Origin of the sequence: Bdellovibrio sp. NC01, from assembly GCF_006874625.1 — a bacterium.
Classification (GTDB): Bacteria; Bdellovibrionota; Bdellovibrionia; order Bdellovibrionales; family Bdellovibrionaceae; genus Bdellovibrio.
In genome coordinates, this window is the sequence record NZ_CP030034.1 from 3,792,091 (window position 1) to 3,806,685 (window position 14,595).

A 14,595-nucleotide genomic window follows, 5' to 3' on the forward strand; every position below is an offset into this window, starting at 1 on the left:
TTCATAAAGCTGAATAATTTTAAGGGGTTTATATGGCTATCAACTTGTTAAACAAAGAGATCGATTCACTGACATGCCCGGCTTTGGTCGTGTTTTCAAAAGCGAGTGCGCAAAAAGAAAAGCTCGCAAAAGTGACTCATTCTGATCTGAACAAAAAATTGGCTGCAACAATCGAAGAAAAAACAATCACTGGTAAGCACCAAGAGACTGTTACTTTCCGTGAAATGAACTACGCTGGCTTCCGCCATGTGATCGTAGTTGGTCTTGGTAAAGAAAATGAAATCGATCACGAAACTGTTCGTCAAGCGGTTGCCTCTGCTTATGAAGCAGTTAAAGCATTGAATGTTAAAGAAGCTGCTTTGCACTTCGATGGCATTACAACTGCGAAAAAAGATATCAATGCATTCCTTCAAGCAACTGCTGAAGGTTTGGTAATGACTTCATACGTATTCGACGAATTGAAATCGACTACTAAAGAGAAAAAAGCAACTGACGAACTTACTATCCACGTTGTGACTAAAGCTGGCGACAAAACTGCAAAAGCGGCATTCACTGAAGGTACAATCCTAGGTAACGTTGTTAACTTCTCTCGTCGCTTGGGCGATATGCCAGGCAACTTGATGACTCCGACAATCCTTGCTGATTCTGCAGCGGCAGCAGCTAAAGGTATCGCGAACTTGAAAGTGACTATCTGGGATAAAGCACGCATTAAAAAAGAGCGCATGGGCGGTCTTCTTGGCGTTTCTCAGGGTTCTGATCAAGAGCCACGCTTCATCATCATGGAATACAAAGGCGCAGCAGCTTCTAAAAAACCAGTTTGCTTCGTAGGTAAAGGTCTTACTTTCGACTGCGGTGGTATCAGCATTAAGCCTTCAGCGAACATGGAAGAAATGAAGTACGACATGTGCGGTGGCGCGAACGTTATCGGTACATTGCTTGCGATCGCTCAATTGAAATTGAAAGTGAACGCTGTAGGTCTTGTTGCTTCTACTGAAAACCTTGTGAACGGTTCAGCGACTAAACCAGGCGACGTACACACTGCACGTAACGGTAAAACTTTCGAAGTGAACAACACAGATGCTGAAGGTCGTTTGATCTTGGCTGATGCTTTGTCATACGCAACTGAACTTGAACCACAAATGATCTGTGACGCTGCAACTTTGACAGGTGCAATGGTTATCGCTTTGGGTAACACACACACTGGTTACTTCACTCGCAACGCTTCTTTGAAAAACAAAATCGAAAAAGCCGCGGTTGAGTCTGGTGAGTGGGTATGGAACATGCCTTTGACAGACTTCCATGTAAAAGACATGAAAGGTACTTTCGCAGATCTTTCTAACATCTCTTCTGGTAAAGGTGCGGGTTCTGCAACTGCAGCTGCATTCCTTGAGCAATTCGTTGGCGAAGGCATCCCTTGGGCGCATTTCGACATCGCAGGCACTGGTTGGGCTGTTGGCAATCGTTTGCCTTACGCTCCTAAAAAAGGTGCTTCAGGCGCGATGATCCGTACATTCGTAGAAGTGGCGAAAGCACACATCTAATTGAATTACGAAATTCAATCGTTCTAAATAAAAAAACCCCAGTTCATCACTGGGGTTTTTTACTTTAAAGCTTTAAATTTTAAATTAGAACGTCAGAACCAGCGGATGCCCCATGTAGCGAGCCACTTCATCGCTTTCTACAGTCACTGATTTATTCTTTTGTTCGTTGTTAAGTTTCACTGACTTTAACAACCATGTTCTTGGCCAGTCTTCAGGAAGATTCGCAAAACGCACAGTCACCGCGTGACCTTCGTTAAAGTTAAACTCCCCGTCGCCAGGTTTTTCATTCAAGATTTTTGCAACTGGAAGATAAAGCGGATTGATCTTCGTCATGTCATTGGAATATTCGCAGCGACCTTCAATTTCCATAGTGGGTTTATCGCCACCTACAGAAACGCCTTCAGCTTCAAACGTCATTGTGACTTTACCGAATTCTTGGCACGCCAATTTCTTTTCACCAGCGTCATCGCGGAACACGAAATGACCTAAGCCCAAACCCATGCCGTCAGCACTTCTTTTCATTTCAAAGCCAGCAACCAGGCGTTGTTTAACCGCTTCATGAAGCGAATCACCTGTTAGATTTGAAAAGTCGAAGTTTGTACGAATCGCCGCTGGGTCACGGTTGATAGAAAAGCTGTCTGTTGTGTAGCGAAGGTATGAATAACCCACGGCAAAGCAGACGACAAAAAGTCCAAATACTCCTGCAAATCTTTGCATACGTTTCCCTCTTTAAAGCAGAATAACATGCTTTCTCGACCTCTCCTCTATTTTCGCGTCATACGACAACAGTGCCGGTCTTAGGCCTAGCCGAAAATGCACCGGGCAGAGTTTTCATACTTTGTCGGTAAGTGTTCCGAGTTAAGGGTGCGGGACACCCTTTAATTTGCAATCCGCAGGAAGGCTCGTTACACCTTATTTCCATGACCGCTATGACTGCGCGGTGAGGGAATCATGAAACTAGCAACTTTAATTTCGATCATCTTACTAACTTCGTTTGCACAAGCGGCGAAGAAATCAATGTGTGAATCTGGTGGCATCATCGTGAAACACATCGCTTGTCCATTTCAAGAAAAAGAAATTAAAGGCGCACTTCTTACTCGCGATGTGAAGTATTCACTCCCTGAAGGTCCGATGCCTCAAGATGGTTGGCCAACAGTTGTAATCTTTCAAGGAAGTTTCTTTTCTGTCGAATTTGAACGTAGTCAAGGGATGCCATTTGGTGGCTTTAATGAAATTCGTTTGATCCAAAGTCTGCTTGATCATGGTTTCGCAGTTGTTGCACCAAATGCTATTTCAAATCTTGCGTGGGAAACAAATTTAATTGGCGTGACATGGGAAGGTTCTGAAGACGACGTGTTCTTGCATGCACTTTTCAATTCAATGTCAGCAGGCGAGTTCGGTCCACTGAACATGAACAAACTTTTTGCCACAGGAATTTCTAGCGGTGGTTACAACACCAGTCGTATGGCTGTTTCTTTTCCGGGAATGTTTAAAGCATTAGCGATCGAATCCGGTTCTTACGCAAGCTGCGGAGGTCCTTTGTGCGACATTCCTGAATTACCCGTAGATCACCCACCGACGATGTTTCTTCACGGCGACAATGACTACATCGTTCCGATCTCTACTATGAAAAAATATTACGAGAAGCTGAAAGATAACGGAGTTAAAACTGCGGTCGTCATTGATCCCCACGCTGGTCACGAATGGCTAGATAAGGCTCCGGAGGCCGTGACCAAGTGGTTCATGAAATTTAAACGCTAGTCTTGCGCAGATCCTCGCGCGCAGTACGCTTCAAGTTGTTGATCCAGCTGAACGACAGCGCGCATTCCGAAACGAGCCATCTGAGCTTTAAGAATCACACGAATCGCTTCAATGGTTGCACCCTTCTTACCTAACAGCAGACCCAAATCTTCCGGTGCTACCACGACAACATAAACCGTTGTCTTATCTCCTCTGAAAAACTCAACACGGACTCCTGCTGGATTGCGCACGATCTTTTGGATCATGGTTTCCAGATAGGCACGCATATCTGCTCTTGCCTGTACTTGTGAGTCGTCTAAAACTTCTGTCGCATTCGTTGACATTAAAAGGCCTCCTGCCTGAACAACCAAAGAATACGGATTTTAAATGTGAGGGGAAGTGTAGATTGCAAATAACAAACGGGGTTTGGTAAACCCCGATCTACTATTTGCGAGATTTGAATTCTGCAAACATGATGTCGAGCTCATTTAATACAACGGCATCAGTAGCAGATTGGTAAGCGGTTTTATTTCCATTTTTTACTGATAATTTGTCAGAGAAAATCAGGTTCTGTGTCGCCTGATGTGCAAGCTGCAAGTCTTTAGAAATTAACGAACGACCATTGATCTTGATTCTTAAAGCACGGTTGCCTTCCAAAACAACTGGTTGTGAAGCATCCACTGTAAGCGCAACGTCTTCATAGACCGAATATGATCCGTGATCGACCATTTGCATTTCTGTTAACTTATCGTCAGCGGAAACTTTAATCACAACTGTTTTATAAATATCCATCGCAAGCTCGCCACCTTGAGCAGATACAACGTGTTGTTTGAAGAACAACGCATCGTCAGTCGCTGCAAGAATCTTTTGTGCATTTTTATTTGCTTGGATGTTTTCTAAAATACGGTCAATGCCCGTTACGCGAAGAACCGCGTGAACACATCCACCATAGTAAGCGCATGAGAAAATTTCTTTGCTGATTTCAGCATGAGCCGTTGCCTGAACCATCAATCCAGCGATCAAAGTTAATAAGGCTTTCTTCATACGACCTCCAATATGGACTCCCGGTCATTCGGGAGCACAGAGCGAATGCACTTACTAAAGTTAGCAATTCATGGGCCTTGTAAATTACTCTACGGCGACGGTAATAGAGGGGGTTTAACCCCAATTCATTGATAATCAGCCGCCTAAATGTTAGACAGAAGCCCATAGTGGGCCGTGTATATTTTTCCAGAAGACCTTGCTTATGCGTAATATTACCAAGGTTTTTTGGTAATTATCCGTCTGTCTATCGAAGCATCTTGTACGTTCACGACTAAGCCTTTGACTGCCTACTCTAGAATCAGTGTAGAAGGTACTTATGTATAAATCCTCAGAATTTTTGCTTAATGAATTTCAAAGACAAAAGACTTTGTCGCCCGCTTTGACGAACTCTCAGTTCGCAAAGAATTTGGGTATTCCTGCAAGCCGTCTTAGCGACTATTTGAACGGTCGTCGCGTAATGACGATGGCAGTAGCAAAACAAATCACGAAAAATCTTTCACTGGGTTCTTCAGATTTGGATCATCTTAAAACTTTGATCGATCTTGATAAAAGCAGCAAAAAAACTTTGCTGTCTGAAAGCCAGCTTCGTGATGATGAATTTTCTGTGATTTGCGATTGGTACCACTTCGGTATCATGGCCCTTCTAAGCGTTAAATCATTCCAGTCAAATCCGGAATGGATCGCCGAACGTTTGAATATCCCCGTTGAAGTTGCACAAGCCGCGGTTGATCGTCTTTTGCGTTTGGGCTTGGTTGAATTCAAGAATAAAAAACTTGTGGCGACTCGCCGCCAGCTTGAGACAACTCACAACGTTCCTTCAGAATCTTTGCGTCGTTCACACAAACAATCTTTGCAGCAAGTTGTAGATCAAATCGACAACGTACCCATGCACCTACGTGACGTGACTTCGATCACTTTTGCAATCAACCGCAAAAAGATTTCTGAGGCTAAAGGTATCATTCGTAAGTTCCGCAGAAAGATGGCTGACCTTCTTTCCCAAGGACCAAAAACTGACGTTTACAATTTAAATATTCAACTCTTCCCGGTTTCGAAGGTAACAAAATGATGAAGTTCTTATTTGGCTTTGTTCTTTTATTTTCTACTACTTCGTTTGCTAATACTTGGTATGACCGCGGTAATGGCGGCTTCGTTCTTTCGTGCCAGGGACAAGCACCACAAGTTTTGGATTTGTATGAAGCGACGACTCGCTTTGGTTTAACAACAGTAGCAGCTGAAGGTGACAATGAAGTTGCTAAAGCTTCTGCGCTGATCGGACGTTTGGCGGCAAAAGATCCACAACGTGCTTCGACTTTGCAAACTTGGTTGAATGGATTTTTGCAAGAAGCGCAATTCGTTGATGGCAGCTTCGCACGCACTCCGGATTTAGGCTTAGTGTTGATTCCAGATTCTTGCTCTTTGGATCAAACAATCGTGCAACAACAACCTTCTGTGGTGAACAAGTTCAGATACTTGATCAACAAAAAGCTTTGGAACAGCTTGGACGCTGACAACAAAGCCGCATTGATCGTGCACGAATTGATCTATCGCGAATTCATTTCAACTCCGTCGCAAGAATTTAGCTCTGAACGCATTCGTTATTTTAATGCTTTCATTCACGCGAATCTTCCGGGTATCAACACTGTACAAGACTATGTGGCTCGTCTTCAAGATCTGCACATCGGTCACTTCCAGTATAACGGTTTGATGTTGTTCTTGGGTTCGACAAACGCAAATGGTGAGTGGATTAGTGCGATTGTTGGCTTTGATAATGACCAAAACATTGTGCAAGCAAATCTATTCGCTTTCCAAATGATCAACAGACCTTATTTCACTTACTCTTGCATGGAAAAAGATGTGACGCCAAATCTTGGTAAGATCACTTTGAATGCAAAAGGTGAATTGCTGTCATTTGATGCGGATCCTGCGTTTGTTCCAACGTTCTCTTGCGCGTTGCCTGAATTCGAATACTCGCACAACGATGCAAAATTTGAAGTGACTGGCACACGCTGGATGTTTGGTGCAGGTGAAATGCCAACTCTAGTTGCAGGCGCACCTGCGACTCGTAATATTGAAATCACTTATGGTAGCAATGTCTTCCAAAGTCCAAGCTATCCGGAATTGTTTCCGACACGTCAAAATACTTTGTTCCGCTTCGATGAAAAGATGAATTTGGTAGAGATCGGTTTAGGTGGCAGCCCTTGCAAACGTCCAAGTGACGGTGCGATTTCATTCCTGCCAAACCATTTGCAACAAACTTTGACTGTATCCATTGATCAAGCAGGCCGCGCCACGCACGTACCTGCTTGTTATTAAGATTTCGTGCTTAACCGCCACAAGGCGTTTGCACATATCCATTGAAACGCGCACCTAGCTCTTTCGCTTCGTGCGCAATCGCAAGCAATCCCAACTTCGCTGTCCAACCATAAACGTTTTCTTGCGGGCAGCCTTTCGCATCCAACGCCAAATCAGACACACACAAACGCTTATAAACTGCGCCGGGGCTGTTCAAACTATCCGTAGAGCTTTTCTCTGAATGCGTGCGTAGGAAACCACCAGCAAGCTCGCAACCGATCATGTAAATGCAGGGCTCTGCGCTTGCGCCATCTGCTTGTACAATTGAAGGAATACCTTCTTGGATGATCACTTCTTCAACGTCACGACCGCCTTTGGCCGCTTTCATTTTCTTACGTGATTTATAAGACCATTCTTTTACTTCCGCACCCGAGCCCACACGAATAACTGCCAGACCGTATGTACCCGCATTGTTTTTTACGAATACGAAGGGCTCTTGTTCGATGCCGCGCTTTTTATAGTCTTCTTTTAGGCGCGCAATCATCGCATCAACTCGCTCAGCCAGGGCGGCACGTGAATTTTCATCGCCGATATCGAAGTTTTCAAAAAGCTCGGTTTCGACTCTTAGAAGGAAGGGATCGATCTGAGCGATCGCAGAAAACTCTTCGACAAGTTGATTGTAATATTTGAAGTATGTGCTTTTCTTTCTTTGATACCAGCCCAACTCATGTGGAGGATTCATTGGGAAATCCGTCACAGTTTTTGACCACTCTTCGTATTGTTCTGAAAAGTCATTGTTGCTGATGATGAGGTCTGGTTTGAATTCCTTCATCAACGGACCATTCGTCAGCGCTGAATGCACTTCCAATTCACGACCGGCTGCACTTGTTACTTTCATCGGCTCAGCCAATTCGCGCGGAATTGCAATTTTCACGTTCGCGCCAGATGACTCAATCAATGACTTAATTGTGTAAACGTTTTCCCAATAGAACGCATTGTTCGTGTGTTCTTCAGTGACAAGCAGGATGTTTTTAACAGCGCCATAGTGGCTTTTGATATATTTACTCATCAAGCCTGCAGATGTTTCTTTGTCTGTCGGGCAGATGTTGTTAAAACCAGCCGGGAAAATATTCGCGTCGACGTTCGTTACTTTGTAACCGGAATCGCGAATGTCGTAACTTGAATAAATCGGATACGACAATGTCGCGGTCTTTTGTGAAAACCAGTTACAGATTTCAGTCATGTTGGCGATGGTTTGTTTGTGAAGTGTGAGCTTCGCCATTTCTTTCTCCTTACAGATTCGGATCTTCGGTCGGAACAATTTTCGGAGGAGTTGGAATTGGTTTTTTCAAACCTTCCTCTTCAGGTAACAGGGAATCTGCCTTCACCCGTCCCGGTCTTTTCACACTGTTGAATCTTTGCGATTCTTCAGTCAGGGACATTGTTTCTTTGGATTGGTACAATAAGTCTTCAGTTCTTTTTCTTAAGTTCTGCAAGAATGAAAAGAAACTTTCTTCAAATTGATTCGGTTTCTGTCCCTGCAAAGGCTTAAATAGCTCTGCTTGGTCTAACAGATCAGTGATCGTCCCCGCAAATTCAATCTGCGTTTTACGCTCTGCTTGAGTTTCTGCCAAATTTAAAAACGATTGGTACGTCGCCTGACCCTGTTCTAAAGCGCGTGCGGACCATGCGGGATCATTTTGTTGCATCGACTTGATTAAGTAGATTTGCACCATTCTGAAGCCTTCCGCAGATTGTTCAAAATTATCTGCGGAAAGTTGATTCGTAGAAATGCTGCCCATTTGATAGTACGTCTTTGCCAGCCAACCTATGCCGACTTCTTTTTTCTCTAAGCGAATGCGGTTGATGCCTTTTTCCGCTTGGTTCAGATAATTCATTGCCTCTTTATCGCGACCTAATTTTCCGTAAATGCTTGCAAGGCGTGCGGGAATTTCAGCTTCAGCCACTTCCGCAGGAAGATATTTGCCTAAGCGTTGTGCGTCTAGCAACGCAGCTGTGGTTTTTAGATCGTCACCCGTTGCTTCGTACGCGAATGACATTCGATACAAAGCAAGTGCCGCGATTTCAGGATGGTCTTTTGAAGTTTTCAGATAAACGTCACGATCAATTTTAGTCGCCTCATCCCAACGACCCAAGCCTTCAAGAGCATGAGCTTCGCCCAAACGTGATGATTCGAAAAAATTTGATTGCGGATAAGATGATTGGAAAGAACGGAAAGCAAGGCGAGCTTCTTCGTAGCGACCCAGTGAAAGCAATCGCTCGGCATTATTAATTTCATTTTCTTCAGCGAACTTTTGCGAGGACATCGGAGATTCTACGGACTGCGTATCATGCTGCATGCGCAAGCTACTACAGGCCGTCATAGTTAAGGGAAGACAAAGTCCTAGAACTTTCCAATTCATTTTTGCTGTTCCCTTTCGCTAATCAATTCGCTCAACGACTCGAGCCCTGAAAGATCAGAAATATCTTGAACCAAATCTGGAATGCGCAAAACTTGCGCCTCTTTTTCCATTCTTGATTCGAATTGTTGATACAATGTGTCCCTATGATTGTAGAAGGACTTCATTTGTTCATACAAGTCGACCAACGCTTGATCTGGACCGCCCTTTTTTTCTGCTTTCAAGTCTAGCCAGGTAGGAAAGATGCGATTCAATATGACAGTGTCAAGGTGGTAACCACCTTTTTTTATTTCTCGAGAAAAATACTCTGCTTCTTTCAGTTTGGCTTGATCGAAACTTGTCACCAAAACGAACTTCGTCGTGGGGCTGACCAGCATTCGATGAACTTCCACCGTACGGTTTAAAAGTTTGCCTTGCCACTGTTCGATATTCATAAAGAAATCGCCTAGTTCACGAATGAATTGGGAACCCGTTAAGTTCTCTAAAACTTTCAAAACCTGACGAGTTCCTGTTTGCAGCAAATGTCCAAAGAATCCTGACTTTTTACCTTCTGGATCGCGGAACCATTTCGCAACACCTTCACTAAACAAAGCGGAAAGCTTTTGAGGTGCATTGAGGAAATCAATCGCGTGTTTCGTTGGCGGCGTATCTAAGATAATCAGATCGAACTGACCCGACTCATAAGCCGTATATAGCTTTTCAAGCGATGTGAATTCTTGGGAACCACTTAAGTTTGTTGAAAGCTGTTTGTACAAACTGTTTTCAAAAATCTTCTTTGCGGCTTCGGATTTCTGTGCGGCTCTGGAAACGAAATCGTCAAAAGTTTTTTTGTGATCGATGACGGATGCATAAAGTTCGCCCGCGAAATTTTGTCCCGGAACTTTGGTGATGTCTTTCGTGCCTTCGATTCCCAAAGTTTGTGCTAAACGCTTTGCGGGATCGATCGTTAAGACTAAAACTCTTTTACCTTCTTTGGCTGCAAGCACTGCTAAAGAGGCAGCAACAGTGGTTTTGCCCACTCCCCCGCTGCCGACGCAGACTAAAACTTTTGTGTTCTTAAAAAGTTCTGCTGCCATCTACAGTTTCTCCGCCATCAAGCTTGTCAACTTCCATGGATCTGCTTCAAAGAACAATGGAATTGAACGTAAGTTTGTTGTGACCTTTTCAGCTTCCGCAAGCATCTCTGTTTGGCGTTGCATATGATGTTGCAAGTAGATCGCAAAGTCTTTCATGTCAGAATCTTCCTGCTTTGTATACTCTGTTACTTTTTCCACAGAGATAGGCACAGGCAAAATCTTGTTCAAAATAATTTCAGCATTGATATCAAATTCGTCTTTCAAATCTTGCGAAAGTTCTGCGGCTTCTTTCAAAGGAAGCTCTTCAGGTAACGTCACGATGTGATAATGGCACATGGATTTATCACGAATCACTTTGTCGATGCTGCGCGATTGCTCACCCATGGGACCAAACTGCACCGCTTGCGCCATGCCTTTCGGTGCTTCAAGCAGTGCCTTGAAGTGTCCCGTTGCGAAGGCATCTACGACGATGCAATCAAATGGCAGTGGGGGTCCATGTTTACGCGGGCCACTTGTGATTTTTCCTAAGATGGCTAACTCGGGAAGTGCGGGTGCCACGTTAATGAACGCTCTCATCACGGCATTATCGAAAAATAACTTCGCCAGACTTTCCACTTTGATTAAATAACCAGCATATTCACGCAAACAAGTGTCGCCAGACCATAAAGCTATCGACAGATTCTGCCGAATCGACACCGGTTGAAAACCGACTTGAGATAAAGAGAAGAAATCGCGAAAAAAGCTCTGATCGCCTAATTCAACAAGAAGCACCTTTTTCCCAGCTTGACTGAGTTTGAGGGCGAGCGCAGCGGCCACGACCGACTTGCCCACGCCACCTTTTCCCGTCACAAAGTGAATCTCTTGCTTCATAGTTCCTTAAGTGTCGCTGAGCCGGTAAATATAGGCATTACGCATGGCATTATTTGGTGCTATTAGGACAGGCATCTTCTAATATCCATCGGTTTTTAACACGCTTATCGTGTCCCTGAAATGTTAGGAGTTATAACATGAAATCAAATGTAGAAAAGGTTTCGAACCTTTCCAGAAAATTGAACATCGAAATCCCAGCGGCTGTAGTTCAGTCATCATTCCAAAAAGTGTTCACTGGCATTCAAAGAGATGTGGAAATCAAAGGCTTCCGTAAAGGTAAAGCTCCTTTGAACACAATCAAAAGCATCTATGGCGATCGCGTAAAGCAAGACGTCGTTCAAGATTTGGTGCAAAAACACTACGCACAAGCTTTGGAAGAGCACAAGCTTGAGCCAATCAGCTATCCAGAATTTGAATTTGCTGATCCGTCAGAAGACAAAGACTTCTCTTTCTCTGCAGCTTTCGACATCCGTCCTGAAATCGCATTGAAAAAATACGAAGGTCTTGAAGTAGAAAAAGAAAAAATCGATTTGGATCCAGCTAAAGTTGAGCAAGTTCTTGAAAACATCCGTGCTTCTCGCGCAACTTTCGAAGATGCAAAAGAAGATCGCGCAGCTAAAGTTGGTGACACTGCAGTTATCGATTTCGTTGGTTACGTTGGCGGTAAAGAGCTTGAAAACGGTGCGGGCACAAACCACCACCTTGAGCTTGGCGCTAAACAATTCATCGAAGGTTTCGAAGACGGCGTTGTTGGCATGAAAAAAGGCGAAACAAAAACGATCTCTTTGAAATTCCCAGATCCATACCACTCTGCTGATCTTGCTGGTAAACCAGTTGAGTTCAAAGTGACTTTGAAAGAAATCAAAGTAAAAGTTTTGCCTGAGTTGACTGAAGAGTTTGTAAAAACTTTGGGTGGCCCAGACACTTTGCACGACTTGAAAAAAACAATCCAAGAAGATCTTGAACAAGGCGAAAAGAAACGCGTTGAAGACGGTTTCAAAAATCGCATGTTGAAAACTCTTGTTAAAGAAAACCCAGTTGAAGTTCCTCCTTCATTGTTGAAAGAGCAAAAAGCTTCTTTGATCGAAGACTTTAAACGTCGTATGTCTGAACAAGGCATGGGCGAAGCTGATTTCGCTTCTTACGTTGAAAAATGGGATGCTGACTTCGCAAAAACAGCTACTGAAATGATCCAATCGTCATTCCTAGTAGATGCTATTGCTAAGAAACATGATCTTTTCGCGAAAAAAGAAGATCTTGATAAAAAGTTCGCTGAGTACGCTCAACAAACTGGTATCGAAGAATCTCGTATTAAAGAATTCTACGGTCGTCCAGAACAAGCTAGTCGTCTTACTTACCAAATCACTGAAGAAAAAGTGATCGAGTTCTTGAGCAAGACAGTAAAAGTTAAAGAAGTTCCAGCTGGAACTTTCAAAGACGAACAAAACTAGTTCGCACTTTTAAAAGAAAAATATCGAAAGGCTCACCACTTGGTGGGCCTTTTGTGTATTAGAGTAATTGTATCTCTGCAATAACCAGTTGCCTTTCCCACGTTCGCTTCATAGCGTGAGCGTATGAAAACATTCAAACTTATTTCTAAGACGTGTCTTTCATTATTCATTTCTTCTGTCTCGATGGCAGCGACGTTGGGATCTTATAATATAGATCCTGCTGGGATTACGATCTCGGGCGTTTCTTCGGGTGCTTACATGGCCGTACAAATGCAGGTTGCTTACTCGAAGACGATTTCGGGTGCGGCAAGTGTCGCTGGCGGAATTTACTGGTGCGCCCAAGGCGATTCGCAAAAAGCGCAAGGCGAATGCATGGGACGTCCTCAAGGCATCAATCCAGAAAATCAAATCGCTAAAGCACGCGAGCTTGAAAAAGCTGGTGCCATCGATGCGCTTGCAAATTTGCAAAAACAAAAAATCTATATCTATGCGAGTCCGAAGGATTCCATTATCAATCCAGTGAATAGCGATAAGCTTCAGGATTTTTACGCAGCTTTTGCGAACAAGGCGAATATTCAGTTCGTGAATAACATCAACTCTGCACACGGCTTTCCGACTTTGAATTCGGGCAATCCGTGCCAGTTTGCGATGTTACCGTGGATTTTAAATTGTAACTACGACGGTGCTGGTGAAATTTTAAAGCAGATGTACGGAACGTTAGCGGCGCGCGGCTCTTTCGTCTCATCACATCTTACAAAGTTTGAGCAACGTGAATTTGGCGACAATGGGACTCCCCTTTATCGTGAAGGTTGGGTTTATGTTCCTGAAGCTTGTGCGCAAGGTGAACGCTGTAAATTGCACGTCGCACTTCACGGCTGTCAGATGAGTCCCGATTATATCCAAGATAAATTTGCCACTCTGTCGGGCTTTAATGAATGGGCCGAAAGCAATCACATCATCATTCTTTATCCGCAATCAGATAAAGTGATGGGCACGAATCCATATGCATGCTGGGATTGGTTTGGTTTTACCGGTCAAAACTATGTCGCCAAAGACGGCAAACAAATGAGCGCCCTATTTAAAATGATAGAGCGCCTGTCACGAAAATAATTACTGTAATTCTTTCTCGAGGTTTTTCCAGAACATGTCTGGGGCCTCGATGAAAGGAAGATGTCCTAAACCTTTCAGTGTGATCAGTTTACTTTTTGGAATCATCTTCGCAACGGTCTTACCCATCTGCGGATAATTTCCCATTTTTTCTTTTACGCCTTCAGGGGCCCACGCTTTACCAAGTGCCGTCTTATCACGCGTACCAACCACAAGAACTGTCGGCATTTTCAAAAGTTTGAATTCATAAAACACCGGCTGAGTGAAAACCATGTCATAAGTTAGAGCCGCATTCCACGCGATCAACGGATAATCAGGCCCTTCCATCCAGCCCGTCATCGCTTTGATGTAACGATCGTATTCGGGTTTCCAGTTATTATCGTAATAGCTTTCAAGCTGATACTTTTTCACGCGCTCGGGATTGCTATTAAGTTCGGCTTGGTAGTACTGATCGATGCTGTGATACGCCGTCATCGTTTTCCAATCTTCAAGACCGATGGGATCGATCAAAAACAATTTTGAAATTTTCTCTGGATACATCAAGGCCATTCTTGTTGCGAGCATACCGCCCATTGAATGTCCCAAAAGTTGATAGTTCTTTACACCGATACTATCCAACAGGTTGTTCGTATAAAGCGCCAAAGCTTGAAATGTGTATTGAAAGTTTTTTGGTTTCGTCGATTTACCAAAACCGATTTGATCAATCATGATCACGCGATAACCAATCGTCATCAAACGATGCGCAAGATCTTCGTAATACTCACCAGAAAAGTTTTTACCGTGAAGAAGAACAATAACTTTGCCCGCGTCACCCATGCGCGACATATCCATATACGCCATTTTCAAATCCTGCTCTTGCGCACGGAATGAATAGTACTTCACAGGAAATGGATATTGGTAATTCGTCAGTTCAGCATCATAACCGCGTAGCGCAGGTTTCTCGACCGGCTTTGAAGCACACGCAGTTAAAAAGGATGCGATTAACAGAAGACTAAGATGAAACTTCATGGGCAGACTCCTCTTTATAGAGGAATCATAGACCCGAAATGATGAT

At 43.7% G+C, this 14,595-nt stretch carries 14 protein-coding genes; 6 read left to right on the plus strand and 8 right to left on the minus strand.

Going from position 1 to position 14,595, the window contains the following annotated elements:
- The first annotated feature begins 32 nt into the window (after window positions 1–32).
- Window positions 33–1,541 (plus strand): leucyl aminopeptidase, encoded by a 1,509-nt coding sequence (locus tag DOE51_RS18205; RefSeq protein WP_142697944.1) that lies wholly within the window; start codon window positions 33–35, stop codon window positions 1,539–1,541.
- 84 nt (window positions 1,542–1,625) lie between these two features.
- Here the strand turns inward: DOE51_RS18205 and DOE51_RS18210 are convergent, their stop codons facing one another.
- Entirely contained in the window at window positions 1,626–2,258 is a 633-nt protein-coding gene (locus DOE51_RS18210; protein WP_142697945.1) for a hypothetical protein, read from the minus strand.
- 234 nt (window positions 2,259–2,492) lie between these two features.
- Between DOE51_RS18210 and DOE51_RS18215 the strand changes: the two genes are divergently transcribed.
- Window positions 2,493–3,302, plus strand: coding sequence for a prolyl oligopeptidase family serine peptidase (locus DOE51_RS18215; protein ID WP_142697946.1), 810 nt, complete (start codon window positions 2,493–2,495; stop codon window positions 3,300–3,302).
- Here the strand turns inward: DOE51_RS18215 and DOE51_RS18220 are convergent.
- Together DOE51_RS18220 and DOE51_RS18225 are read right to left on the minus strand one after the other, a co-directional pair.
- A complete protein-coding gene (locus DOE51_RS18220) occupies window positions 3,299–3,625 on the minus strand; it encodes a KH domain-containing protein (RefSeq protein WP_142697947.1) in 327 nt (108 codons plus the stop codon). The genes DOE51_RS18215 and DOE51_RS18220 overlap by 4 nt on opposite strands.
- Before the next feature lie 100 nt (window positions 3,626–3,725).
- The gene (locus DOE51_RS18225; RefSeq protein ID WP_142697948.1) at window positions 3,726–4,325 is read right to left on the minus strand and encodes a hypothetical protein; all 600 of its coding nucleotides are present in this window, start codon (window positions 4,323–4,325) and stop codon (window positions 3,726–3,728) included.
- Between the two features lie 316 nt (window positions 4,326–4,641).
- Here DOE51_RS18225 and DOE51_RS18230 point away from each other — a divergent pair, with 316 nt between their 5' ends.
- On the plus strand, window positions 4,642–5,391 hold the full coding sequence (locus tag DOE51_RS18230) for a TIGR02147 family protein (RefSeq protein WP_142697949.1): 750 nt from the start codon (window positions 4,642–4,644) through the stop codon (window positions 5,389–5,391).
- On the plus strand, window positions 5,388–6,638 hold the full coding sequence (locus tag DOE51_RS18235) for a hypothetical protein (protein WP_142697950.1): 1,251 nt from the start codon (window positions 5,388–5,390) through the stop codon (window positions 6,636–6,638). Before DOE51_RS18230 ends, DOE51_RS18235 begins: the two co-directional genes overlap by 4 nt.
- A 10-nt stretch (window positions 6,639–6,648) precedes the next feature.
- Here DOE51_RS18235 and gshA read toward each other — a convergent pair whose 3' ends face one another.
- From gshA to DOE51_RS18255, 4 genes are read right to left on the minus strand one after another with little or no spacing between them, the layout of a single operon-like run.
- Window positions 6,649–7,899, minus strand: coding sequence for a glutamate--cysteine ligase (gshA, locus tag DOE51_RS18240; RefSeq protein ID WP_142697951.1), 1,251 nt, complete (start codon window positions 7,897–7,899; stop codon window positions 6,649–6,651).
- Between the two features lie 10 nt (window positions 7,900–7,909).
- Window positions 7,910–8,977 carry a hypothetical protein gene (locus tag DOE51_RS18245; RefSeq protein WP_246845179.1) on the minus strand — a complete coding sequence of 356 codons (1,068 nt, stop codon included), beginning with the start codon at window positions 8,975–8,977 and terminating at the stop codon, window positions 7,910–7,912.
- 59 nt (window positions 8,978–9,036) lie between these two features.
- A complete protein-coding gene (locus DOE51_RS18250; RefSeq protein WP_142697953.1) occupies window positions 9,037–10,113 on the minus strand; it encodes an ArsA-related P-loop ATPase in 1,077 nt (358 codons plus the stop codon).
- A complete protein-coding gene (locus DOE51_RS18255; RefSeq protein WP_142697954.1) occupies window positions 10,114–10,983 on the minus strand; it encodes an ArsA-related P-loop ATPase in 870 nt (289 codons plus the stop codon).
- Between the two features lie 137 nt (window positions 10,984–11,120).
- Here DOE51_RS18255 and tig point away from each other — a divergent pair, with 137 nt between their 5' ends.
- Window positions 11,121–12,434 carry a trigger factor gene (gene tig / locus DOE51_RS18260; protein ID WP_142697955.1) on the plus strand — a complete coding sequence of 438 codons (1,314 nt, stop codon included), beginning with the start codon at window positions 11,121–11,123 and terminating at the stop codon, window positions 12,432–12,434.
- 123 nt (window positions 12,435–12,557) lie between these two features.
- Window positions 12,558–13,544: a PHB depolymerase family esterase gene (locus DOE51_RS18265; protein ID WP_246845180.1), complete on the plus strand. Its 987-nt coding sequence runs from the start codon at window positions 12,558–12,560 to the stop codon at window positions 13,542–13,544.
- On the opposite strand, the gene DOE51_RS18270 is transcribed toward DOE51_RS18265, so the two are convergent.
- Window positions 13,545–14,549, minus strand: coding sequence for an alpha/beta fold hydrolase (locus DOE51_RS18270; protein ID WP_142697956.1), 1,005 nt, complete (start codon window positions 14,547–14,549; stop codon window positions 13,545–13,547).
- Window positions 14,550–14,595 lie beyond the last annotated feature (46 nt).